Origin of the sequence: Zhouia spongiae, from assembly GCF_022760175.1 — a bacterium.
Classification (GTDB): Bacteria; Bacteroidota; Bacteroidia; order Flavobacteriales; family Flavobacteriaceae; genus Zhouia; species Zhouia spongiae.
The window spans coordinates 548,113-571,049 of sequence record NZ_CP094326.1; the positions used below are offsets into that span (position 1 = coordinate 548,113).

Annotated in this window: 18 protein-coding genes, 2 tRNA genes and 1 pseudogene; 12 read left to right on the plus strand and 9 right to left on the minus strand. The window is 37.7% G+C overall.

Annotation, left to right across the window (positions count from 1 at the left end):
* Positions 1–2,259 (minus strand): GH92 family glycosyl hydrolase, encoded by a 2,259-nt coding sequence (locus MQE36_RS02410; protein WP_242937611.1) that lies wholly within the window; start codon positions 2,257–2,259, stop codon positions 1–3.
* A 143-nt stretch (positions 2,260–2,402) separates the two neighbouring features.
* On the opposite strand from MQE36_RS02410, the gene MQE36_RS02415 reads away from it, so the two are divergent.
* Together MQE36_RS02415 and MQE36_RS02420 are read left to right on the plus strand one after the other, a co-directional pair.
* Complete coding sequence (locus MQE36_RS02415; RefSeq protein ID WP_242937612.1) at positions 2,403–3,479, plus strand: sensor histidine kinase; 1,077 nt, start codon at positions 2,403–2,405, stop codon at positions 3,477–3,479.
* Positions 3,476–4,192, plus strand: a complete 717-nt coding sequence (locus MQE36_RS02420; RefSeq protein ID WP_242937613.1) for a LytR/AlgR family response regulator transcription factor — start codon at positions 3,476–3,478, stop codon at positions 4,190–4,192. The genes MQE36_RS02415 and MQE36_RS02420 overlap by 4 nt, the downstream gene beginning before the upstream one ends.
* Positions 4,193–4,326: 134 nt before the next feature.
* On the opposite strand, the gene MQE36_RS02425 is transcribed toward MQE36_RS02420, so the two are convergent.
* The 3 genes from MQE36_RS02425 to sppA all read right to left on the minus strand — a co-directional run bounded on the left by MQE36_RS02425 (position 4,327) and on the right by sppA (position 9,536).
* Complete coding sequence (locus MQE36_RS02425; RefSeq protein WP_242937614.1) at positions 4,327–6,975, minus strand: AsmA-like C-terminal region-containing protein; 2,649 nt, start codon at positions 6,973–6,975, stop codon at positions 4,327–4,329.
* A gap of 95 nt (positions 6,976–7,070) precedes the next feature.
* A complete protein-coding gene (locus MQE36_RS02430; RefSeq protein WP_242937615.1) occupies positions 7,071–7,778 on the minus strand; it encodes a queuosine precursor transporter in 708 nt (235 codons plus the stop codon).
* Between the two features lie 3 nt (positions 7,779–7,781).
* A complete protein-coding gene (gene sppA / locus MQE36_RS02435; RefSeq protein WP_242937616.1) occupies positions 7,782–9,536 on the minus strand; it encodes a signal peptide peptidase SppA in 1,755 nt (584 codons plus the stop codon).
* A gap of 183 nt (positions 9,537–9,719) precedes the next feature.
* Here sppA and folK point away from each other — a divergent pair, with 183 nt between their 5' ends.
* Positions 9,720–10,856, plus strand: coding sequence for a 2-amino-4-hydroxy-6-hydroxymethyldihydropteridine diphosphokinase (gene folK, locus MQE36_RS02440; protein WP_242938801.1), 1,137 nt, complete (start codon positions 9,720–9,722; stop codon positions 10,854–10,856).
* A gap of 133 nt (positions 10,857–10,989) precedes the next feature.
* On the opposite strand, the gene MQE36_RS02445 is transcribed toward folK, so the two are convergent.
* Positions 10,990–11,520, minus strand: a complete 531-nt coding sequence (locus MQE36_RS02445) for an RNA methyltransferase (protein WP_242937617.1) — start codon at positions 11,518–11,520, stop codon at positions 10,990–10,992.
* Positions 11,521–11,706: 186 nt separating this feature from the next.
* Here MQE36_RS02445 and mutS point away from each other — a divergent pair, with 186 nt between their 5' ends.
* The 3 genes from mutS to MQE36_RS02460 all read left to right on the plus strand — a co-directional run bounded on the left by mutS (position 11,707) and on the right by MQE36_RS02460 (position 14,605).
* Entirely contained in the window at positions 11,707–14,292 is a 2,586-nt protein-coding gene (mutS, locus tag MQE36_RS02450; protein WP_242938802.1) for a DNA mismatch repair protein MutS, read from the plus strand.
* A gap of 110 nt (positions 14,293–14,402) precedes the next feature.
* Positions 14,403–14,475, plus strand: a tRNA-Gly gene (locus tag MQE36_RS02455).
* A 44-nt stretch (positions 14,476–14,519) separates the two neighbouring features.
* Positions 14,520–14,605 (plus strand) — tRNA-Leu (locus MQE36_RS02460).
* A 262-nt stretch (positions 14,606–14,867) separates the two neighbouring features.
* On the opposite strand, the gene MQE36_RS02465 is transcribed toward MQE36_RS02460, so the two are convergent.
* Both MQE36_RS02465 and MQE36_RS02470 read right to left on the minus strand, forming a co-directional pair.
* A complete protein-coding gene (locus MQE36_RS02465) occupies positions 14,868–15,746 on the minus strand; it encodes an Abi family protein (RefSeq protein ID WP_242937618.1) in 879 nt (292 codons plus the stop codon).
* Positions 15,747–15,835: 89 nt separating this feature from the next.
* A pseudogene (locus MQE36_RS02470) lies at positions 15,836–16,437 on the minus strand (IS982 family transposase); the annotation flags it as partial.
* Between the two features lie 311 nt (positions 16,438–16,748).
* On the opposite strand from MQE36_RS02470, the gene MQE36_RS02475 reads away from it, so the two are divergent.
* From MQE36_RS02475 to MQE36_RS02485, 3 genes are all read left to right on the plus strand, one after another.
* Positions 16,749–17,045 carry a Bor family protein gene (locus tag MQE36_RS02475; RefSeq protein WP_242937619.1) on the plus strand — a complete coding sequence of 99 codons (297 nt, stop codon included), beginning with the start codon at positions 16,749–16,751 and terminating at the stop codon, positions 17,043–17,045.
* A 42-nt stretch (positions 17,046–17,087) separates the two neighbouring features.
* Complete coding sequence (locus tag MQE36_RS02480; RefSeq protein WP_242937620.1) at positions 17,088–17,273, plus strand: hypothetical protein; 186 nt, start codon at positions 17,088–17,090, stop codon at positions 17,271–17,273.
* Positions 17,274–17,798: 525 nt separating this feature from the next.
* Positions 17,799–18,374, plus strand: a complete 576-nt coding sequence (locus MQE36_RS02485; RefSeq protein ID WP_242937621.1) for a Crp/Fnr family transcriptional regulator — start codon at positions 17,799–17,801, stop codon at positions 18,372–18,374.
* A 152-nt stretch (positions 18,375–18,526) separates the two neighbouring features.
* On the opposite strand, the gene MQE36_RS02490 is transcribed toward MQE36_RS02485, so the two are convergent.
* Both MQE36_RS02490 and MQE36_RS02495 read right to left on the minus strand, forming a co-directional pair.
* The gene (locus tag MQE36_RS02490; RefSeq protein WP_242937622.1) at positions 18,527–19,696 is read right to left on the minus strand and encodes a hypothetical protein; all 1,170 of its coding nucleotides are present in this window, start codon (positions 19,694–19,696) and stop codon (positions 18,527–18,529) included.
* Positions 19,697–20,080: 384 nt separating this feature from the next.
* Positions 20,081–20,476 (minus strand): DUF6326 family protein, encoded by a 396-nt coding sequence (locus tag MQE36_RS02495; protein ID WP_242937623.1) that lies wholly within the window; start codon positions 20,474–20,476, stop codon positions 20,081–20,083.
* Positions 20,477–20,761: 285 nt separating this feature from the next.
* Here MQE36_RS02495 and MQE36_RS02500 point away from each other — a divergent pair, with 285 nt between their 5' ends.
* From MQE36_RS02500 to MQE36_RS02510, 3 genes are all read left to right on the plus strand, one after another.
* A complete protein-coding gene (locus MQE36_RS02500; protein WP_242937624.1) occupies positions 20,762–21,112 on the plus strand; it encodes a DUF1508 domain-containing protein in 351 nt (116 codons plus the stop codon).
* A gap of 169 nt (positions 21,113–21,281) precedes the next feature.
* On the plus strand, positions 21,282–21,701 hold the full coding sequence (locus MQE36_RS02505) for a hypothetical protein (protein WP_242937625.1): 420 nt from the start codon (positions 21,282–21,284) through the stop codon (positions 21,699–21,701).
* Between the two features lie 145 nt (positions 21,702–21,846).
* The gene (locus MQE36_RS02510) at positions 21,847–22,932 is read left to right on the plus strand and encodes an efflux RND transporter periplasmic adaptor subunit (protein WP_242937626.1); all 1,086 of its coding nucleotides are present in this window, start codon (positions 21,847–21,849) and stop codon (positions 22,930–22,932) included.
* Positions 22,933–22,937 lie beyond the last annotated feature (5 nt).

Below are 22,937 nucleotides of genomic sequence, written 5' to 3' on the forward strand. Positions count from 1 at the left end.
TTATTTAGCTTCAACACCCCAATCTTTGTTCGGCTCCGACCCCATAATAAAATGAAGTTGCCCTCCTTTTAAAATGGTATCATGCGAAATACCCGTACGATTAAAAACTTCACCATTCAGAGTAGCCGATTGGATGTAGATGTTAGTATCGGAAACATTTTCAGCAAAAATTTCAAAAGACTTTCCTCCCGGAAGACTAATCGTTGATTTTTCAAATATCGGGCTCCCTATTTCATACTCGGCAGAAGCCGGGTTCATCGGGTAAAGCCCTATAGAACTGAACACATACCAGGCAGACATCTGACCGCAATCTTCATTTCCGCTCAAACCATTAGGCGTAGTATTGTATTGGGTCTTCAGAATATGATTTACCCAATATTGAGTTCGCCACGGTTTTCCCGCCTTATTAAAAAGATATGCTATATGATGACTGGGCTCATTACCATGCGCATACTGACCTATCAGACCGGAAATATCGGCCGACACATTATCTCCGGTAATTTCAGAGCTTTCTGTAAACAATTTTTCCAATCGTTGGGCAAACACTTCTTCTCCCCCGTGCAACGCTACAAACTTTTCAACATTATGTGGCACAAACCAGCTATGCTGCCATGCATTTCCTTCTGTATAATCTGTATGTTCCCGGTGATTAGAATGCTTCGGATCAAAAGGCTCTCTCCACGATTTCCCATCCTCAGATTTACCTCTCATAAAGCCTGTTTCAGCATCGAGTAAATACTTAAAAGCTTCCGACCTCTTCATAAAGAACTCATAGTCTTCTTCCTTCCCCAGCGCTTTTGCCATTTGAGCCACGCACCAGTCATCGTATGCATATTCTAAGGTTATGGTTACCGACTCATCGAGACTTGTATATGGTATATACCCGAACTCCTTGTAATATGCAAGCCCCCTGTCGTCTTGCATCATTGTTTCCTTCATCGCCCTGAATGCTTTTTCAGCATCAAAGCCCTTAAATCCTTTTAAATATGCGTCCGCTATAACCGGAATTGAATGATAGCCTGTCATTGTATTGGTCTCATTCCCATAAAGCGTCCACACAGGCAAAACCCCGCGAGCATCATAATACGCCAACATACTGTTTATAATATCAGACACTTTATCGGGAGCTATTAATGTTAGCAGAGGGTTCTCAGCCCTGAATGTATCCCACAGAGACAAGGTTGAATAAGCAGTATAACCATTGGCTTTTTCTATTGAGTCATTCTCTTTTCTGAATTCTCCATTCAGATCACTGAAAGTTACCGGAGCTACTTGTGTATGGTACAAGGCTGTATAAAAAATGGTCTTTAAAGAATCAACGGGTGTTTCCACAGAGATCCTGGACAAAGCTTCTTCCCATATATTCCCGGCCTGTGCACGCACCTTCTCAAAATCAAAACCTTCTTCATAACCTTTCATATTTTCCTTAGCATTCACTATACTTACAGATGAGAGAGAAACTTTTGCCTTTAGCTCACTGCCGCTATCCTTATCAAAAAACAATTGTACTGCTGTCGTTCCTTCAGCGCTTTGATCAGCAACACCATGAAGTGATTTTTCGTTTTGATTAAATTCAACTATGGGTTTTGAAAATTTCATCACGAAAAACACCTTTTGGTTCTTAGCCCAGCCAGTACTATGCCTGTAACCACTGATCGTATGATCATCCTCTATTTCAATATGGGTCTGCAATGGTTTGTCCCAGTTAATAGCAAATCCTAAATCGACAACTACAGATTGATCGTCTCCTTCTTTAAAAGTATATTTATGCAAGGCTGTCCTTTGCGCTGTAGTTAGTTCTACATTCACGCGATGATCTTCCAAGTATAGTTGATAATATCCGGGGGCAGCCTTCTCATTTTTATGAGAGTATGCCGATTTATACGGCACATCATCTCTGCCTTTTGTTTCTTTGGACAGATCAACTTTCTTATTAACCGGCATCACCAAAATATCGTTCAAGTCTCCAATACCCGTACCACTGAGCGCCAGATGACTAAAACCAACAACTATTGAATCTGAATAATGATATCCCGAACACCAGTCCCATTTACTAATTCCATTCACAGGTGTCACCTGCAACATCCCGAATGGAACTGTAGCTCCGGGATACGTATGCCCATGCCCACCGGTTCCGATAAAAGGGTCAACATATGTTAATTCTTTATCAGTTTGTAACAAATCACTTTTTTTCTCGTCTTTATTACAGGCAAGCAGCATTCCTGATATAAATAATAACAGGGTGTAATTTTTCAGCATATTGTAAAATTGTTAAGTTATCATTAACAGATAAGTGATAAATATTCATATTTTTAGCCTCGAAAGAAATAAATTTAGACCAGCAACATATTTGGAAAGCTAAACATCAAATAACATCGCCTTGACAAATTGATGCCATAAATATGAAACCACTTGACAAACTTCTTAAGTTTAATGCCTCGAATGAATATAGGATAACAGCCAGACATCATGTTATATTTTGGGCTATTTACTTTCTCTTCAATACGATTCGTTGGGGGAGTTACTATAACGATTACTGGTACTCCATCAAGGCTAACCTGGTTGGATTTCCCATACATATGACCCTATGCTACTTCAATATTTATTTCTTGATGCCTAAGCTTATATACAAACGGAAGTTCGTTGCATATTCAGCAGCAATTCTCCTTTCTATATTTATCATGGTGCTTCTTAAATTCAATCTGACATATTTTCTGATAAGCACCAATGTATGGCCCGAAGGCCCGGAGACGACTTCATTTACGTTTAACTACGCATTGCAAATGATGCTGGGCGAACTATACGTTGTATCTTTTGTAACCGCTATTAAGATCACCATAGATTACTTCGGAGAAAGCAAAAGGGCAGCGGTACTTGAAAAGGCTCAACTCGAATCCGAATTACGTTTTTTAAGAGCCCAGATATCGCCACACTTTTTTTTTAATACACTAAACAACATTTATTCGCTATCTATTGAAAAATCTAATAAAGCTCCCGAGACAATCATGAAATTATCGCAGCTTATGCGATACATGCTTTACGAAACAAAAGGAAGAAAGCAAAGCCTCAAAAAGGAGATCATGTGTATTCAGGATTACCTGGATCTCGAAAGAATAAGATATGGCGATTCGGTAAAAATCGACATGAATATCACCGGCGATATCGAAGGCAAAAAAATAGCTCCAATGCTATTATTGACCTTTATTGAAAACTGCTTTAAACACGGAGCCGATAAGAGCATAGACACCGTTATCATCAATATCGATTTTTCAATAGTAAATGATTTATTATATTTTAAGGTCGAAAACACATTACCTAAAAAAGAAATCATCGAAAAATACCTGTCAAAAAGCGGAGGGATCGGTATCAATAACGTTAAGAAACGTTTGGAGCTGGGATATTCAAAAGACGAATACAATTTAAAAACTTACGAGACGGACAATACGTTTGTTGTCGAACTAAAAATAAAATTGAAATGAAGCTAAAGTGCGTGATTATAGACGATGAGCCCCTGGCAGTTAATGTGATAAAAAATTACGTGTCTCAGATTAGCTCGTTAGAGTTGTTAAATACATTTAACAGCGCTATTGAGAGTATGGATTTTTTGCAAAAGAACAATGTTGACCTGCTCTTTTTAGACATCAACATGCCACTTCTGAACGGACTCGACTTCATTCAGAACATGGAAAAATGCCCACTGATCGTTATCACTACGGCACATGAGGAATATGCGGTAAAGAGCTACGAACTGGAAGTTCTTGATTATTTAGTAAAACCCATCCCTTTTAACCGTTTTCTAAAAGCCGTTAACAAAGCTCAAAAAGAAATAGAGAGCCACTCCAAAGAGACCTTTACCGGAGAAAAGGACTTTATCTTTATTAAGATCGACAAGAAGAAATTAAAAAAAGTCTATTTAGACGATATCCTGGCCGTCGAAAGTCTTAAAGATTATATTAAGATCATCACAAAGACAGGTAAGCATATTGTTCACCAGACCCTCACGAGTTTTACGGACGACCTGCCTTCAGACAGGTTTATAAGAATACACAGATCCTACACCATATCTATTGATAAGGTCGAAGTTATTGAAGGAAATAGTGTGGAAATTGACGGTATTCGCTATACCATCGGAAGGAGCTACCTCAATGAGGTAAAAAAAATACTCTTAAATGAAGAGCCCGAAAATGAATAAAAAACCTACCCCAGGCGACCGTCCCTAAAGGAAATCCCGGGGATATTCACCGACCAAAGGAATATACCGGAATCTTTTATTTCACCTTCCCCGGCGACTCTCAAACAGCTCTTTCGGGAAATTGCTCAAAATTTTCAATGAGCCGTATCTTTTTTCTTTTTCCCGAATAAGTTCTTAAAAGCATTCTCCGCTGCTTTTTTAATATCGTCTCCTTTTTTGACTGCTGCTGAATCTTTACCCGGAGCTGCTTTGACAGAGTCGGCACTTCTATTCCCTCCAAGCAAATTCCCCAATGCATTTTTAATCTCATCTTTACCCTGTTTCACCAGTTTATCCTGCTGCTGCTTTACCAGCTGTTGGGTCAGGTTGGTAACTGCCTGTTTTAAATCGGTCGAAACAACAGGCTGGGTAAAAGTTCCTGCTATATTAGCCGTAACCGGCACCATTATACTTTCCGAGCCTTTGTTATCTCCAATCTTACTCAAAGCATTCTCAACATCAGACCCCAGGTATTTGGCCGGCACCTGAAATGTTGCACTATATTTCATCGTCTTATCAAAACCATGACTTCCCGCAACATCAATTACAACATCCTGGTATTTAATCTGAAAAGGCTTAACACTCACAGTACCATTATCAAAAGACAAAGTTGTTTTAAGCCTGTTTAAATCTATCTTATCCAGATCAATAAAACTAAGTTTATCTCCCAACAACGACAAAGCTCTTGAATTTTCCGGTTTGATTGTACTTCCCAGAATTTCGGCCAATGCTTTTCCGCTGACAGTAGCCAGATTTGGCGTAAAGTCACTATTAAGATTTCCGCCGATAGCCAGATTCGAATTTAATTTCCCCTGCAAGGCTCCGGCAATCGGTGTTAGCGCCTTAAACAACTCCAAACCATTAAAAGATTCCGCAATATCAAAGGCGCTCATTCCCAGGCTCATATTAAACACAGGAGTATCTGCCTTGGTTGAAACATCACCGGACAACGTTAATTTCCCGCCAAACAAATCAGACGAAACATGCTCTAAGACAGCTTTTTCATCTTTTATTTTGAGAACACCTGTTACGTTTTTAAGTTTCAGGTTATCATAGACTACAGTAGCCGCATTGGCTTTAATAGTGGCATCTAAAAAAGAAGGAATTTTAATTTGTTCATCTGTATCCCCCTCCTCTTTATCACCGCCTGACGATGATTCGGATTCTCCGCTAACCATAAAATCATTTAAAACAAAATTATCAGAAGTAAGCGTAAAATCCCCTTTTACATTTTCATCATTAAACATAAAGCCTAACAGGTTCTCAATTATACCACTTGCACTTATATCGGTACTTCCTGTTTTAGCATCAAACTTGTTTAAAGCAACCGTTTCAGGATTAAAGGCCACATCAGCCTCAGAAATTGCTACCGGGTGTTTCATTTCATTGGAAGCATATTCGAAACCAGACAACACTAGGCTCCCTTCATTTTGAGTCTTTTCGTACTGTTCGTTTTCTATGGTTGCCATATCAAAAGCTGTTCTGATATCTGCTTTAAGAATCCCTTTTAACGGCGTATCCATCTCCACAGGATATGCCTGTGAAAGATTCGCCAGGTTCAACGTTCCCCTGACACTTGCTTTAACATTGGGATTTTCTGTAATATTACTGATATATGATTGTGCACTAAAACGATCCTGATCAATTCTGAAGGAAAGCTTTTCTATGTTTACATACGTATCTTTAACCAAGCCCGATTTATTCGCTATAATAGTTTTCAGGTTAATATCCTGTACCGATTTAGGTAAATCAGGGTATTTGAAAGAAGCATTTTCAGAAGCTATCTGAATATCAAAAGCAGGAATATGTGTATCATCCACAACTCCTTTAAAGAAACCTTCGACCTCAAAATTACCCTGTGTTTCAACGTTTTCTATATTCTTAGAATACGCCTCCGGAATGACTGCCAAGAAATTTTTAAAATCCGAAGAAGGGGTCTTAAATGTCACATCCACCTCCTGATTCTCTTCGTTAAGCTTTACGAAACCATCAAAAATCAAAGGCAACTGATTAACAAAAGCCTTATTATCTAAAAAAGTATATTTATTCTCATTAAGATCTATACCTATAACGGCATCTAGTTTCAGGCTGTTCTTATTCAGATACTGAATACTGTCAAAGGCAAAAGACACCAGAGCCTCGGTATCGGTATCAAATTCTAAAACAGCGGCAGAAAGATCGCCGCTTCCGGAGTGATTCAAACGGTCGATAAGGAAATTCATGTTGGATGAAGCATCTTCATACGATATAGTACTTTCACTGATTCTGTATGCTTCCAACGACAGCTGAAAACCTTCTCCAGAACCTGAATGCTCTCCAGAAGATGTAGGCGTCGCTTCTTTCGCTATATCATAATTCGCATTCCCTTCCTTATCAACTTTGACATTTACACCAGCCCCGTCTATAGAGAAACTCCTGACAACCATCGGCTCCGAACCCCCCTTAAACAATTCCTTTACAGACATAGACGCTGACACGGTATTGGCCACAAACAATGTATCTCCTTCAAAAGGTTGTTTGTTTACAATACTCACATCCTTCACCACTACTGTAGCTTGCGGAAAGCTCTTGAAAAAACTCAGGCTCACATCCGAAAAATCAAACTCTGCGTTTAAATTTTTGTTAACCGTTTCTTTGACCATGTCTTTAATCTTTCCTTCAAAAACAAAAGGGGCCGCTACCAGGATGGCCACTAAAACGAATACAACTACGGCTGTTATCTTAAGAATTTTCCTTGCTTTCATGCCGCTAAATTATTCATTTCAGATTAAATACAAGAACTCCTTCTACAGATTTAATAAAAGTTTAAAATTTCAGAGTTCCGCTTGTATCTAAACAACTAATCCAACGCAATCTCTTCACCAGCCGCTAAATTGAAACGACGCCTGAATACATATACAAAAAAATATAAAAACGGGGTATCTACAGCGGCTACCATCACTTTAAATACGAATCCGCTTATCAGCAATCCATAAAACATACTCCACGGAAGCACCTGAAACAGACACAATAATGAAACCACGGTAAAGGTATCTATAAACTGAGAAGTGAAAGTGGAAAAATTATTCCTTAGCCATAAGTGCTTTCCACCGGTATATCCTTTCCAGAAATGATATATCCTGATATCGACGAATTGTGCCAACAGATACGCCAACATAGATGCCAATACGGCAATCGGAGAGAGCGCAAACACTTTTGAATACAAAACATCATCGACCGGCGACTGATCAATGGCAGGCACCATATTCCCAAGCAACACAATCCCCATCGAAAAGAAAGAAGCAAATATTCCAGCCACCACAACCTGGTTTGCCTTCTTTCTTCCGTAGATTTCAGATATCAGATCGGTTATAAGAAACGTAACCGGATAGGGCAAGATCCCTACAGATATTTCAAAAAGACGGGCTCCAAAAACCTCCACATCTCCAAAAGGCTTCCAGTAAAAGAACTTCTGAAAAATCAGATTAGAAACCACCAGAGCCGTTATAAACAGTGCTCCAAGGTAGAGATACACTTTAAAGGCCAGCTTTTTATCTTTTCGCGTCATCTGCTATCGAATATGCATTTCAAAAGGAATTCTTGCCTGTATTCCTTTTTGCTGCGAAATGGCCTTTAATTTCTGATACACTTCGTAAGTTTCCTGTCCAATTTCTTCTTTAATAATTTCTTCCCTAGACTGCACCAATCCAAACCTGGTAAAAACTTTGTCAAAATTAATTTCGTATTCGGGGTAATTGCGAACTGCATAATCAGTAAGATCCACCAGTTCAGCCGCATAGGCAACAGCATCATCAAGCCCCCCTATTTCATCCACCAGACCGACTTCCTTAGCTTCCAGTCCGCTCCAGACCCTTCCCTGAGCTATACTGTCTACCTCACTGATCGTCATGTTTCTCCCTTGAGCCACTCTCTCCAGAAAAGTTTGATACACCTGCTCTATCCCTTCTGTAGTAACCGCTCTAAACTCATCAGTCATAGGCTCAAACACACTGTAGATTGTCGATTGTTTATTGGTATTGACCTGCTCAGCATTAATACCCCATCTCACTGCCAATTCATGGATATTAGGCACTACTCCGAAAACACCTATCGAACCTGTAATCGTCGATGGTTCAGCAAAAATTCGATCGGCTCCGGCTGCTATATAATATCCTCCTGAGGCAGCCACATTACCCATAGAAACCACTACCGGCTTCACTTTTTTGGTCAACGCAATCTCATTCCAGATGATATCTGATGCCAGCGCACTCCCTCCCGGCGAATCCACACGAAGGACAATAGCTTTTACTTTCTCATTCTCCCGGGCTTCTTTCAGCGCTTTGATCATAATTCCCTGTCCGATCACATGATCGTCTCCTTTGCCATACCCGATCTCTCCCTGGGCAAAAACCACCGCTATCTTATCCTTTCCGAACGATTTCTTTTTCCTGGAGGCATGTTCAGCATAATCTGTTACCGACACATACGCTACATCATCAAGAGCATCTGTTCCTATTGCCCTTTTAAGCATCAATTCATAGTCATTATAATACATCAGGGCATCAACAAAGCCGTTATCCAATGCTAATTGGGGTGTGCGGGCAGCCAACTCGTCGGCAAACACATCCAGGTTTTCCGGAGTGATGTCTCTACTGGCAGCAATATCTTCTTTAACCGACACCCATACGGATTCCAAAAGTTCCGATATCTGCTCTCTGTTAGCCTCACTCATCTTATCGGCAAGAAACGGCTCCACAGCACTTTTGTATTTTCCATGGCGTATCACTTCCATTTTTACGCCCGATTTCTGTTGTAAATCCCTAAAAAACAACACTTCTGACGAAAGCCCTCTAAAATCCATTTCCCCAACCGGGTTCAGGAACACCGAGTCGGCAACAGAAGCCAGGTAATAATCTTTCTGGGTAAAGAAGTCGCCATAGGCATAAACAAACTTCCCCGATTCCTTAAAACCAGCCAAGGCATCACGGATAGCCTTTGCCTGTGCAGTACCTCCCATAAAAACCTTACTGTAAATACTGATCCCTTTTATCTTATCATCTTCTTTGGCAAAACGAATCGCATCCGTCACATTGTTCAATCCGTCATAATTCTCGAACTTGTACTCAAAATCGATAAAGTTGTATTTTCCACCGTAATCCTTCAACGGTTTTGACAGACTTATCTCCAGCACAGAATTATCCTTTACCGGCTTAATTGTTTCCTGATTTCCTGCAAAGGCTATAAAAATCAGAAACACCATAAAAATAATCCCCAGAGCCACAAGGGTACCCAATACAGAGGCTAGTAAATTTCGAAGAAATTTCATACAATCGATTTTTACAGACACATGGATCTTCAATGTGTCATTATGTTCACTTACTTAGTATTTCTTTTGTTGCAATTGTTACATTACAGCATGCATTATAGATTGACAAAGCCTTAAAACTTATCAACAATGAAAGCAAAGATAAACTTTTGTGAATTTCTTTTGTTTACTTTGTCGCCTATTATGAGAGAATTTAAGCGAGCATATTTGTCGATAGGCAGCAACAAGGGTGATAAATTTCAAAATCTTCAACGAACGGTAGACAAGCTAAACGTGAATGCAGGAAAAGTAACTGCCCTTTCTAAGGTATACACATCTCCGGCCTGGGGGTTTGAAAGCGATGATTTTTTGAATGCATGCCTTGCCATAGACACCCCACTGAGTCCTGAAGCACTCCTCCAGACCATGTTGGGTATAGAAAAGGACCTCGGTCGAATACGCTCCGGTCGAAAAGGATATACTGCCAGAACCATCGATATTGACATTATTTTTTATGAAGACGAGACCATAGATAATACGATCCTGAAAATACCTCACCCTCACCTTCAGAACAGGAAGTTTGTTTTACAGCCGTTGGCCGATATTGCTCCGGGGAAAATTCACCCGACGTTAAGGAAAAGCACCTCTGAGTTACTGGATAATTGCGATGACAACAGCGAACTTATTATTTACAATAAAGTCCTGCAAATAAAAAAAAATGATTTTTCCAGGTTCAGGCTACTGGCAATAGAAGGCAATATTGGAGCCGGAAAAACCACTTTAGCCACTAAAATAGCCAATGACTTTAACGGAAAACCGGTTTTAGAACGCTTTGCAGACAACCCTTTTCTGCCTAAGTTCTACAACGACATGCAACGCTATGCCTTTTCTTTGGAAATGTCTTTTTTAGCTGACAGATATCAGCAGTTTACGGATGACACTTCACAATTTGACTTGTTTAAAGATTTTATGGTCAGTGATTATGATATTTTCAAGTCACTTGTTTTTGCCAAGGTCACATTACAGGAAGACGAATTTACCCTCTATCGGAAAATTTTTAGTTTTATGTATAAAGAAGTGATCAAACCCGATGTTTATGTATACCTGTATCAAAACACGGACAGACTATTGGAAAACATCAGAAAAAGAGGCAGAAAATACGAACAGGGTATCGCCCCCAACTATTTAGAATCTATCAACAAGGCCTATCTCGATTATATAAAAACCCATAAAGAGCTCAACTCTCTTATTATTGATGTTTCGGAAATGGACTTTGTAAAATGCAAAGACGACTACCATTTCATCATCGACCAAGTACACGATTTCTACAACGAACGTTAATTTTTACGAAAATTATTAACTTTTTTTTTGCATTTTAGAAAAACGTTTTATTATTTAGACCCCGAATTGAAAAGAAAACTAGCTAACTTTACTTAATATATTGACTGAGGAGGAGCCCAAAAGGCTCCTTTTCTTATTTTGACAACTTACTAAACAGGTCCCAGATAATTACACCGGCACTCACCGATATATTTAACGAATGCTTTGTACCGTATTGAGGAATCTCTACAACCATATCAGATGCTGACACTACTTTTTGCGACACTCCTTTTACCTCGTTCCCAAAAACAACCGCATACTTCCGGTCTTGTTCCGGAATAAAGTTGTTGAGCATTACCGCATCTTCGGCTTGTTCTACAGAAACAACCTTTATATTGTTTTCCTGCAATTCGGAAACCAGCGCCAATGTATCTTCCACATACTCCCACTCTACACTCTCTGTAGCTCCTAAAGCGGTTTTTTGTATATCTTTATGCGGTGGAGTGGCAGTGATGCCACACAAATAAATCTTCTCTATCAAAAAAGCGTCAGAGGTTCTGAACACGGATCCTATATTATTCAGGCTGCGGATATTATCCAAAACCACTATCAGAGGTGTTTTCGGAGCTTGTTTAAAGGTTTCTACATCCAACCGGGTTAACTCGCTATTTTTAAGCTTACGCATATATTTTCATTTTCTGCAAAAATAAGGTGCATTCTTTTAACTGCCATACCAAAACGAAATCAACAAAAACTGTTTATAAGAGATGATAAGATTAGTGGCATTAAAAACCTAAAAACTTTACCTTCGCTTTTAGAATAAAAACGAAGAACATTGGCAGCATCTAAAAGCAAGAAAGAAACACCGTTAATGAAACAATACAACCAGATTAAGGCAAAATATCCTGACGCCTTATTACTTTTCAGGGTTGGTGATTTTTACGAAACTTTTGGAGATGATGCTGTAAAGGCTGCCAAAATCCTCGGTATTGTTTTAACGCACCGAAACAACGGGGGTGATAAAACAGAACTGGCCGGTTTCCCTCATCACTCACTGAACACCTATTTACCTAAACTTGTAAAAGCAGGATGCAGGGTTGCAATATGTGACCAGCTGGAAGACCCGAAACAAACTAAAACGATTGTAAAAAGAGGTGTTACGGAATTGGTAACTCCAGGGGTAGCCTTAAATGACGACATCCTTACGGCCAAGTCTAATAATTTTCTATGCGCTGTTCATTTCAGCAAAAAACAGCTCGGAATTGCTTTCCTCGACGTTTCTACGGGAGAATATCTTACCGCGCAGGGAAATGAAGAACACATAGACAAGCTCTTACAGAACTTTAACCCTAGTGAGATCCTGATTTCTAAAAAGTTTAAACAGGATTTCTTTGCCAACTTTGGCAATCATCACCATACCTTCTTTTTAGAAGACTGGATTTTTCAGGAAGATTACGCCAATGAAACGCTGAATAATCATTTTAAAACATCGTCTTTAAAAGGGTTTGGCATCGATCATTTACAAGAAGGTATTATTGCATCCGGAGCTGTTTTACATTACTTATCAGAAACACAGCACCACCAACTACAGCACATATCGGTTATAAACCGGATCGCAGCAGAAGAGCATGTCTGGATGGATCGATTTACAATAAGAAACCTCGAATTATATCATTCTACTGCCAATAACGCGGTAACGCTTCTCGATGTTATCGATAAAACCACCTCCCCGATGGGAGGAAGAACGCTGAAACGATGGCTTGCATTACCGCTTAAAAACATCGTGCGTATAAAGCAACGTCACGAAGTCGTGAATTACTTAATGCTACATGAAGACAAGCTTCAGAAAACCCGGCAACACATTAAACAGATCAGCGATATCGAACGCTTGATTTCTAAGGTAGCTACCGGAAAAATCAACCCGCGGGAAGTTATTTATCTAAAAAATTCATTAGAGGCCATCGCTCCTATTAAATCATTGGCCGAGAAAAGTGATAATGAATCGTTAAAAACCATAGGTAGCTCATTACATTTATGTGATGCCCTCAGAAATAAGATCAAAGAAATGATCAATGAGGATGCCCCTGTTAATATCAATAAGGGAAATGCAATAGCCAAAGGGTATTCTGAAGAGCTCGATGAGTTAAGAGATTTAGCTTTTTCCGGGAAAGATTATCTGGACAAGATGTTGGAGAGGGAAACGGAACGCACCGGAATACCTTCTCTGAAAATTGCCTCCAATAATGTGTTCGGATATTACATTGAAGTCCGAAACACCCACAGGGATAAAGTTCCTGAAGAATGGATTCGCAAACAAACCCTGGTAAATGCAGAACGCTATATTACCGAAGAATTAAAAGAATACGAAGCCAAAATATTAGGTGCTGAAGAAAAAATAGGGCAACTGGAACAACAACTTTTCACACAATTGGTTGTCTGGATGCACGAATATATTCAACCCGTACAGCAAAATGCGGCATTGATAGGGCAACTGGACTGCCTTTGCGGGTTTGCCCAGCTGGCAAAAGACAACAAGTATGTACAACCGGAAGTAAATGATTCCTTCGACCTTGAAATCAAAAACGGACGTCATCCGGTGATTGAAAAGCAACTCCCTATCGGCGATGTCTTTATCGCCAATGATGTTACGCTTACCAGAGAAGATCAGCAAATCATTATGATTACAGGACCAAACATGAGTGGTAAATCGGCTATTTTAAGACAAACAGCACTCATTGTACTATTGGCTCAGATGGGAAGTTTTGTACCGGCACACGAAGCTAAAATAGGCCTCATTGATAAAATTTTCACACGAGTCGGGGCGAGTGATAATATTTCCATGGGCGAATCTACCTTTATGGTTGAAATGAATGAAACCGCCTCTATCCTGAATAATATTTCTGAACGTAGTTTAGTTCTTCTGGACGAGATCGGAAGAGGCACCAGCACTTATGACGGTATTTCGATTGCATGGGCTATTTCTGAATATTTACACGAGCATCCGTCCAAGGCCAAAACCCTGTTTGCCACCCACTATCATGAACTGAATGAAATGACCGAAACATTCAATCGCATCAAGAACTACAATGTTTCCGTAAAAGAATTAAAAGACAATGTATTGTTTTTAAGAAAGTTAGTACCAGGAGGCAGTGAGCATAGCTTTGGTATTCATGTGGCTAAAATGGCAGGGATGCCTCAACAGGTAATTCATCGCGCCAACAAGATATTAAAGAAACTCGAAAAATCACATAGCAGCGACGAGCTTACAGAAAACTTAAAAGCCGCTCAGGATGACGAAATGCAGTTAAGCTTTTTCAACCTCGACGACCCACTTTTAGAAGAGATCAAGGAAGAAATCATCCATACGGACATAGACACCCTAACCCCTGTTGAAGCCCTGATGAAACTGAATGAAATTAAAAGGATGTTAGTAAAGAAAAAAAGGGCCTCACTGTAAATCAGGAGCTTAAAAAAAATATTTCATTTTTTACCAAAAACCCTTTGGAATTAACAGAATTGTTTTAAATTTGCATCCGCAATAACGAATTGCACACGTTCATTAAAAAAGCGAAAATAGCTCAGCTGGTAGAGCGCAACCTTGCCAAGGTTGAGGTCGCGGGTTCGAACCCCGTTTTTCGCTCGAATGCGCGCTGCTTGTACAGCGCTTTTTTTATGCCAACAGCGGCTCGAGTGGTGGAATTGGTAGACACGCTGGACTTAAAATCCAGTGAGCAGCAATGTTCGTGCGGGTTCAAGTCCCGCCTCGAGTACAAGAACCCTTGTTAATCATTTGATTTTCAAGGGTTTTTTATTTTTGAGGGATACGAATTGGGATCCCTAAAATACCCTTGTCTTAATTGCTGAATAAATGGTGAATTTATTTTAGAGTGGAAAGCTAAGACAATAAAAAACCCAGAGCATAGCCTGGGTTTTATATTTTTCAATATTTTAAAGTGCAGCACCAATGCACAATGATTGGCTGGGCACTATTTAAGGTACAAATATACAACTTTTATATAACTTAATCAAATATTATGCCGATGGGTATATGTAGCCCATTTTGTTAGTTATAATATTTTTAATTACTCCATCATCACTAAATACTTCAAAAAGATTTTCAATCTCTGTTTGTATTATATTTGACCTGTTTTCTGATATTTGGTTTAACAAATATAAAATCACCTTAATGGAAGAATCTAAACTATGTCTATTGTTATTATTAAACTTAATTAATGGTGTGGTTTTAATTTCTTTTGGAGTATTGGCATCAAATAGCAAATCACTATGAGCACAAATATTCCTAATAAACAATATGGTCAATAAAAAATTCTCAAGAACACCAATGCTTTTAATACCATATTGACTTGCTATTGTCTCTTTTAACGATTTATTTTGCAAGGAAATATATAATGTAATAACACTCCCCAGAGTTAAAAATTCCAAAGTTTTCCATGCAGGCGCATAAATTTCATTGGGATATTTGGCATGATGCCTTTTAATAGGTTTATTATCTGACTTAAATTTCTTAGTATAAAATTTCGGGAAATTATCTACGAAAGTCTTTGCTACTATTTTTTTATCTACAAACCAAGTTGGATTTTGATCATACTTTACAGAGGTATAATAGATTAATTGGGTTTTAAAATTAATCTCTATTCTATTTATAGCTTTGGTTAAAATATGCTTAAGATCAGTATCCAGATAATATAATTTAACAACATTAGAGAATAGTGTCCCTTCTACTAAATTATGCTCACTATCTATCTGAAACGGATGCCAATAAAACCCTAAACGGTAATAACCAATATCCAATAAAACTTCTTTAGCCTTCTCCTCTCCCCAATCCATAACCATTCCACGACTTCGTAATTTTTTAATTTGTTCATCTACCGGGATAGCTTTTTTTCCCATTATGCTTTCTTTCTATTTGGTTTAAAATTTTGCTAATATAATCAAAAGCATCTTACTCAAGATATAACCTAACTTAACGTGAGTTCGATTTAAGCGACGAGTCTATTATCGATAATTTCCATGTTTAAAGCTGGTTTTTTATCAAAGAAAGAATAAGCTACTAAGCCTGAAAGCAGGTTGGTTATAAAATTTTCAAAACTCCTGTACCTGGGTGTTCCACTTGGCATCGGTTTTTGAGCTCATCATTTACCGTCTCGATTAACGCCTGTTTTCTAAGCATAACCCTGTCCTGTAAGAGCATCAGGCAATTTTTCATGTTCTTTCGTATTTTGGTCACCAAATGCACCCCATCAACAAAGAGCTGTTCAAACAAATCCTTCCCAATATAGCCCTTGTCACCATATATTTTACCAAAAATGCGTTTGTGAAAGTCATGGTTTTTTAAGGGATCGCGATCATCTACATTCCCTTGGGTAAGCATGAAATCAAGGACTTCTCCTTTGTCATTAATGATCAAATGAAGTTTGAACCCAAAGAACCACCCTATGGAACATTGCCCCTTGTCGGTCATCCCTTTAAAAGTTCTATGCTGCTTTTCCCTTTTGATATGGCACACCCGCAAAGGGGTGGAGTCTATAAATAAAATACCTGTACAGTCCCCTAAACAACAGGTTTTTAAAAAGACCACCAAAGAAGAATAATTCCTTTTGCACAATTCAATAACGAAATTCCAATTAATGGTGGTGAACCCTAGTTAAACTCAAGTACGACACAAAAAAGAAGATGTCATCAAAAATTTTCAGGAAAACTTGAATTTTTGTAGGGGCTTAATTAATAAGTATTAAACATGTAAAAATAATTCTTGTAAAAGCTGCAATTATGCACGAATTATTTTCTATATTTCCCGAATTATCGACATTATGACAGATTAACCCCTCAACCTTGAGGTTAGATTACCTAACCTATTAATAATTATTTGTTTAACTAAATTTTATTTAAAAGATGATTAAAAAATTATCTAAAATTACTGCTGTAACTTTTACAGCTTCCTTATTGTTAACTTCTTGTTATTCTTACACCAGTGTAGTTGGTAAAGGAGCGCAAGGATATAACCAAACTACTAAATGGAACCATTATGTTATTTATGGTCTTGCACCTGTTGGGGTTTCAGATTCTAAACAAATGGCTGACGGTGCAGAAAACTACACTGTACATACCAGACAATCTTTTGTTAATGGTTTAGTGTCTGCTTTAACTTTTGGTATTTACACACCAACTACCACAACCGTTACCAAGTAATTAAATTAAAGGGTAGGTCTATCGACCTACCCCCTACATATCATGATAATAAAAATTTTATTCTATATCACTGCAATGATTGCCGTGCTGATCTCATTAAGTATTATCCGGCTACTTATTGTATTCGGGTCAAAAATGAATGAATTTGATTACGGATATCTTACGGGTATGGTGGTTCTACTCATCATATTTTCAGTAATCTCCAAGAAGCTATATAAACTAAAATAGCAAGTACTCGGGGATATCGAGAGGGGTACACTTTTAAAAAATTAATGCCAAATTCGAAAATAAAAATATTTGACAATGAGACGGTTACACAAAATATGACAGCTGTACTTTCCTTAAAACCCAATGGGCAATAATGTCCGTACGGGTCTAATCCCCACTTCAAGCACATAAAACCCTGTAAGACGTTGATTTTACAGGTTTGTTTATTTTTAGGGCGTCAAATATATGGATCCGGGAAACTACCTCGGGGCAAGCGTAAAGAAAAGGTCTTAGACCTTTTTAGCGATGGAGCCAGCTGGGGCATGGCAAAACATTTCGACGCAAGCCCTGTGAAATTCCGTCAGGACTATTTCACAAGGGCAAGTCCAATGAAATTCCTTTAGGAACATTTCACAAGGACAAGGTCGGAGCATTTAAATCTCGATGATCGAGTAAAATGGGAAAAACTGGAAATCAGGTCAGGCTTTAGATTGTTAAATAAAATTTATTATCTCTATTTTAGTTTTCAAATAAAACAAAATTAAAATGAGTCATATATTGGTTGAGTTAATGTCAAAACTGACCAGGCTTACGTCTGAAGAAGAACTGGCAATAGAAGAAAGCTTTCCTATAAGAACTTTTGAAAAGAGAGCTTTACTAATAAGTGAAGGGCAAACAGCAAATAATGCCTACTATGTAATAAGTGGCTGTATTAGAGAATATATGCTTATAGATGGAGAAGAAAGAACAATCAACTTTTTTACTGAAGAACAATCAGTAATCAACTTCGATAGTTTGGCCAATGGAACACCATCAAAACAAAATTATGAATGCACGGAACAAACAACAGTTGCCGTTTTGAATCTGAAAAAAGAACAAGAACTTTACGCCAGGTTTCCACGGTTTGAGACATTTTGTCGAACGGGAATGGAAAAAATGATGGGCGAAAAACAAAGTCAACTTGCTGAGTTTGTTTCCCTGCAACCAGCACAACGATATCAGAAACTACAAGAAGAACGCCCCGATTTAATCAACCGGGTGCCACAGTACCAAATTGCCAGTTATTTAGGTATTAAACCAGAAACATTAAGCAGGATAAGAAAAAAACTAACTGCAAAATAAGCCGCTCCCAAACTATCAAACAAACCGGCATTGTTCAGGTCTTGTGAAATAGCATACTTAAATACCTCTATGGCTTTTTGGGTGTGTTTGTTATAAAAAGACAACCAGACTCAATATCGTTCATGCAGTCAGAGTCTGAAAAGTACTTAGAATTATCTTTTTTTATCAATTTCTACCAGCTTCTTTCTCGCATTTTCATTGCTTGGGTCAAGTGTTAAAGATCGTTCATAACTTGTTTTAGCATTTTCCCACTGTTCATCAAACATATATGCCTCACCCAAGCTATCATACAAATCGGCATCTGTTGGCATTACTTTAATACTATATAAAAATATTTTAATTGCTGCTTTAGGATTGTTTTTTTCTTCCAGCCATTCATAACCTATCACATTCGTTATGGAATTAAAACCCACAGAGATAAAATCTGCTTCCGACATTTGCTCATTTGAACCCATCAATTCCTCCAAAAAACGGGTTGGGTTATCCTTATCATTATACTTTGTATAGTGTTGATGGCCAATGGAATTTTCTGGGAACAAATCAGCTATCATAACCGCATGGTCTTCTTTACTTAACTCGTCTTTCAAGTCAATTTCTACGAATTGCGAGTAGTCATGGAATAAATACACTCGTACTTTCAAATCATTCAAATCGTAAATGGTAGAATATTGCGTACCAAAAGCACCATCTGCTGAAAAACTTTGCATTACCTGCCCACAAAAGTCAAACGATGCATGGCTATTGTTTGAATTGATAAAGCTCATGCCTTTCCGGAAGTAATCAAGTTCAACCTCTTCTAACGATTCCACTTGCGAATAGTAAAAATTTGAGAAGCTCTTTTCGGACTCATTACCCAACAGCAATTCATCGCCTTCAACGATTAAGTAAGTCCCGGACTGATCTACAAAAACAAGTTGACTACTCGACAATGAGCTTAAATTTATGGTTTCAAAATAATTCTTAACTTCTTCCACAGTACGCATAGATTGCATTACTTTCCTAATGGCATCGCCAATGAAAATATTACTCTTTCCGACTGTATTTTCCACAGGCAAATGTGGATTTGCAAACCCGTCAAACACCAAACCTGCTTCGTTTATTGCTCCCTGGGCAAATTTGTTGAGCAAGCCCATGTACATTACACCGAAAGTTCCCCCCTTCCCTTTCTCATACCAGAATTGGTTGTTGGGACTTAGGTAATCCTCATTGTTACCAACTATTGTTTTCCCATTTTTTGTTATTTTGTACATGCTACACCCGGTTACTGATTGTGGCATCGTTAACAGTAATATTGTTAATGCAATCAATAATATATTTTTCATTTTCTTTGATGTTGTTTGATTTTAATCACTTGATAAAGGTATCAATATTTACTATCTTGTTTTCAGCTAAAAGTTTCAAAACCTTTTCTAACCACCTCTTTTTCAGGTACAATATTATTTTTTCGTGTTCAGAGAATTTAACTAAACGAAATCCTGATTTTACAATTCCTTCTCTTTCCGGTCTTTGTAAAGCTTCTCTCAAAAAGCGCTACTGATGTATAAAAATTCGGATAAATAAACTTCAAGTAACGATTCATTTGGATGTAATTTTCCATCTATAACTAATTCTCATAATATATCTATAATTTGACTGTTAAGTGATTATCGTATTAACATAAACTCATAAGTGTATATCACATACAATAATATCATTATTTCACATCATTAATCATAGATTGCTTGAGCAGGATCTTTCCATCGAAATGCCGTTATAATAATTACGAATAATAAAGCAATTTCTATACTTGCTATAATCAAATAATGAACAAGTGTGCTTCCCCCTCCTATGATATAAATTATTGTGAATACTCCTACCAATATATTAAATATCCTGTTGAATTTATAGGATAATACCCTTGACAAAAAAATCATTATAATTGGAAGATTGGTCAATATTGCAGCAATAGCCATCATTGACCTGACATTTCCGGGAATGTTAAGAACGTCATTGCTTATAAGTTCAACTATTATTGAAAAAATATCGGCAAAAACCATATTTAACATAACCAAAACCCACAGTGTTGATAATTTGACTTCAGTACTTACCTTTATATTTTTCATTTGAATAGTTTTAACACGAAATTATTCAGCAAATATCAAAATGTACTGAATCAATTTCATTGATTAAAATCAAGAAAACTTTTTTAAAAAAAATCAGACACATCCCATTAATATTGGAATGACTCATTTTAATGCGCCACTTATAAACACCTGTCCGTCCTCTTTTTTTAATTGTCATTATTAACCTTAGAACTCTTGATCAAAAAAACAAGTATTAATTCATGTATAATTATTTTAGATTTGGCACCGTAAACTAAAAAACAAACCCCGTAAACTAAAAGTACTATGGCAATGTTTGTTATTCGCAAACAAACAAACGGACAATACAATTTCATTTTCACCTCCAGAAAAGGCGACCCTGTTTTAACCAGCATCAACTGCAAACAGAAATCAGATTGTAAAATGATTTTAAAAGCAGTCCTGGAGAACATCGAAGTTTTCACTTTTACTAAAAAAAATCCGGGTCCCCGCAAGTTCCTTTACAGACTTTCAAAAGGTGGTCTGGTACTAGCCACCAGTCGCACCTATACTACAGAATTACAAGTCCATAAAGCTGTCGACTACCTCCTTTCCCGCATACCGGAAGCAGAAGTACTGGATTTCTCCGATGACGATCATTTGTTTTCCGATTCATAATTCAACCATAAGCCTGTTGATGATGTAATGCTATATAGCCCATTACACTAAGACAGCACGGCATATCTGAAAATTTATAATAGACGACTTTGATTTTAATTCATTTTTAAAACAAGTTTTCTTGATTTAGTGATCTTCATAATGTAGTTTTGCCTTCCATATGAGCAAAATGCTGATCAAATATTTTCTATCATTATTTGTTCTACTCTGGAGTGGACTTAGCCAGTTTCAAACACTACAGCATCGCACTGCATCAAATGCAATATTCAATGCCGAGACTGCCAATCCAGAGCATCAAGAACATTTAATCTCTAAACATCTTGACAGTTATTTTCTTTTTCCGGGCAGTCTCGGCAATCAGATTGCTAATCATTATTTTAATGAAACAAGCAACGAAGAAGAGACTGACGAATCGGTTTCTTTAAAAAAGCAAAAAAACAACAATCATTTTTTAGCTCCGTGGTTTAAGTTTCATTATAGATGTATTGATTATCTACTTTTAAAAAGACGATTAAATTCAGACAATCGTTTTTACAGTCATTTAATTTCTCCAAACCTCTACATTAAGTTTCAGGTTTTCAGGTTATGATTTTTCAATAGCATTGGATATAAATTTATATATCTAATGACTACCTGAACACTTTCCTATACTCCATTTTTTGTATTTGGAGCTAGGTCTTATGTGCATTGCACTTCCTAAACTAAAATCAAACAATTTAAAATCAAGACTAAAAATGAGGAAATCACTCATGCTATTAGCTTTAGGTACTCTGTTGTACCACACCAGCTGTACATCAAAAAAAGAAAGCTCTAAACCCGAAGCATCTACTTTTCTGGTTACCAACCCGGTAAAATCAGACACTACTATTACCGAAAATTATGTATGTCAAATCCATTCCATACAGCATATCGAATTACGAGCTCAGGAAAAAGGCTATGTGCAAAAAATATTTGTCGATGAAGGACAATTTGTAAAAAAAGGACAACTCTTGTTTCAAATTATGCCAAACTTATATGAAGCAGAAAAGCAAAAGGCACAGGCAGATGCCAATTTTGCGAAGATCGAATACGAGAACACAAAAATCCTTGCAGATAGCAATGTTGTGGCTGCAAATGAATTAGCTATGGCCAGGGCTCAATACGAAAAAGCCAAGGCTGAGTTATCATTAGCCAGCGTACATCTACAATTTACTGAGATCAGGGCACCTTTCGATGGTATCCTGAATCGTTTTCATGTACGTCAAGGAAGTTATGTTGAGGAAGGAGAGCTGCTCAGTAACTTATCAGATAATACTAAAATGTGGGTATACTACAATGTTCCTGAAGCAGAATATTTGGATTATAAAACTAAAAGTGAGAACGAGAAAAAATCTGAGGTCGAACTGGTGATGGCAAATAATCAAACCTTCAAATATCCCGGAGTAGTAGAAACGATAGCAGCAGATTTCAATCACGAGACAGGTAATATTCCTTTCAGAGCAACATTCCCAAATCCGGACGGGCTGCTGAGGCATGGTGAAACCGGAAACGTTGTTATGAAAGTTCCGTATAAGGACGCGATCATTATTCCACAGAAAGCGACTTTTGAAATATTAGATAAAAAATATGTTTTCGTTATCGATAAAAACGATCAGGTAATACAAAAAGAAATTTCTCTGAAAGCCGAATTACCACATCTGTTTATTGTCGACAATGGCTTGTCTACCGACGATAAAATCTTATTGGAAGGTATTCGAATGGTGAAAGACGGAGAAAAAATACATTACGAAGTTGAAAACCCACACCAGGTTATAAAAAACCTTGACATGTACGCAGAGTAATTCAA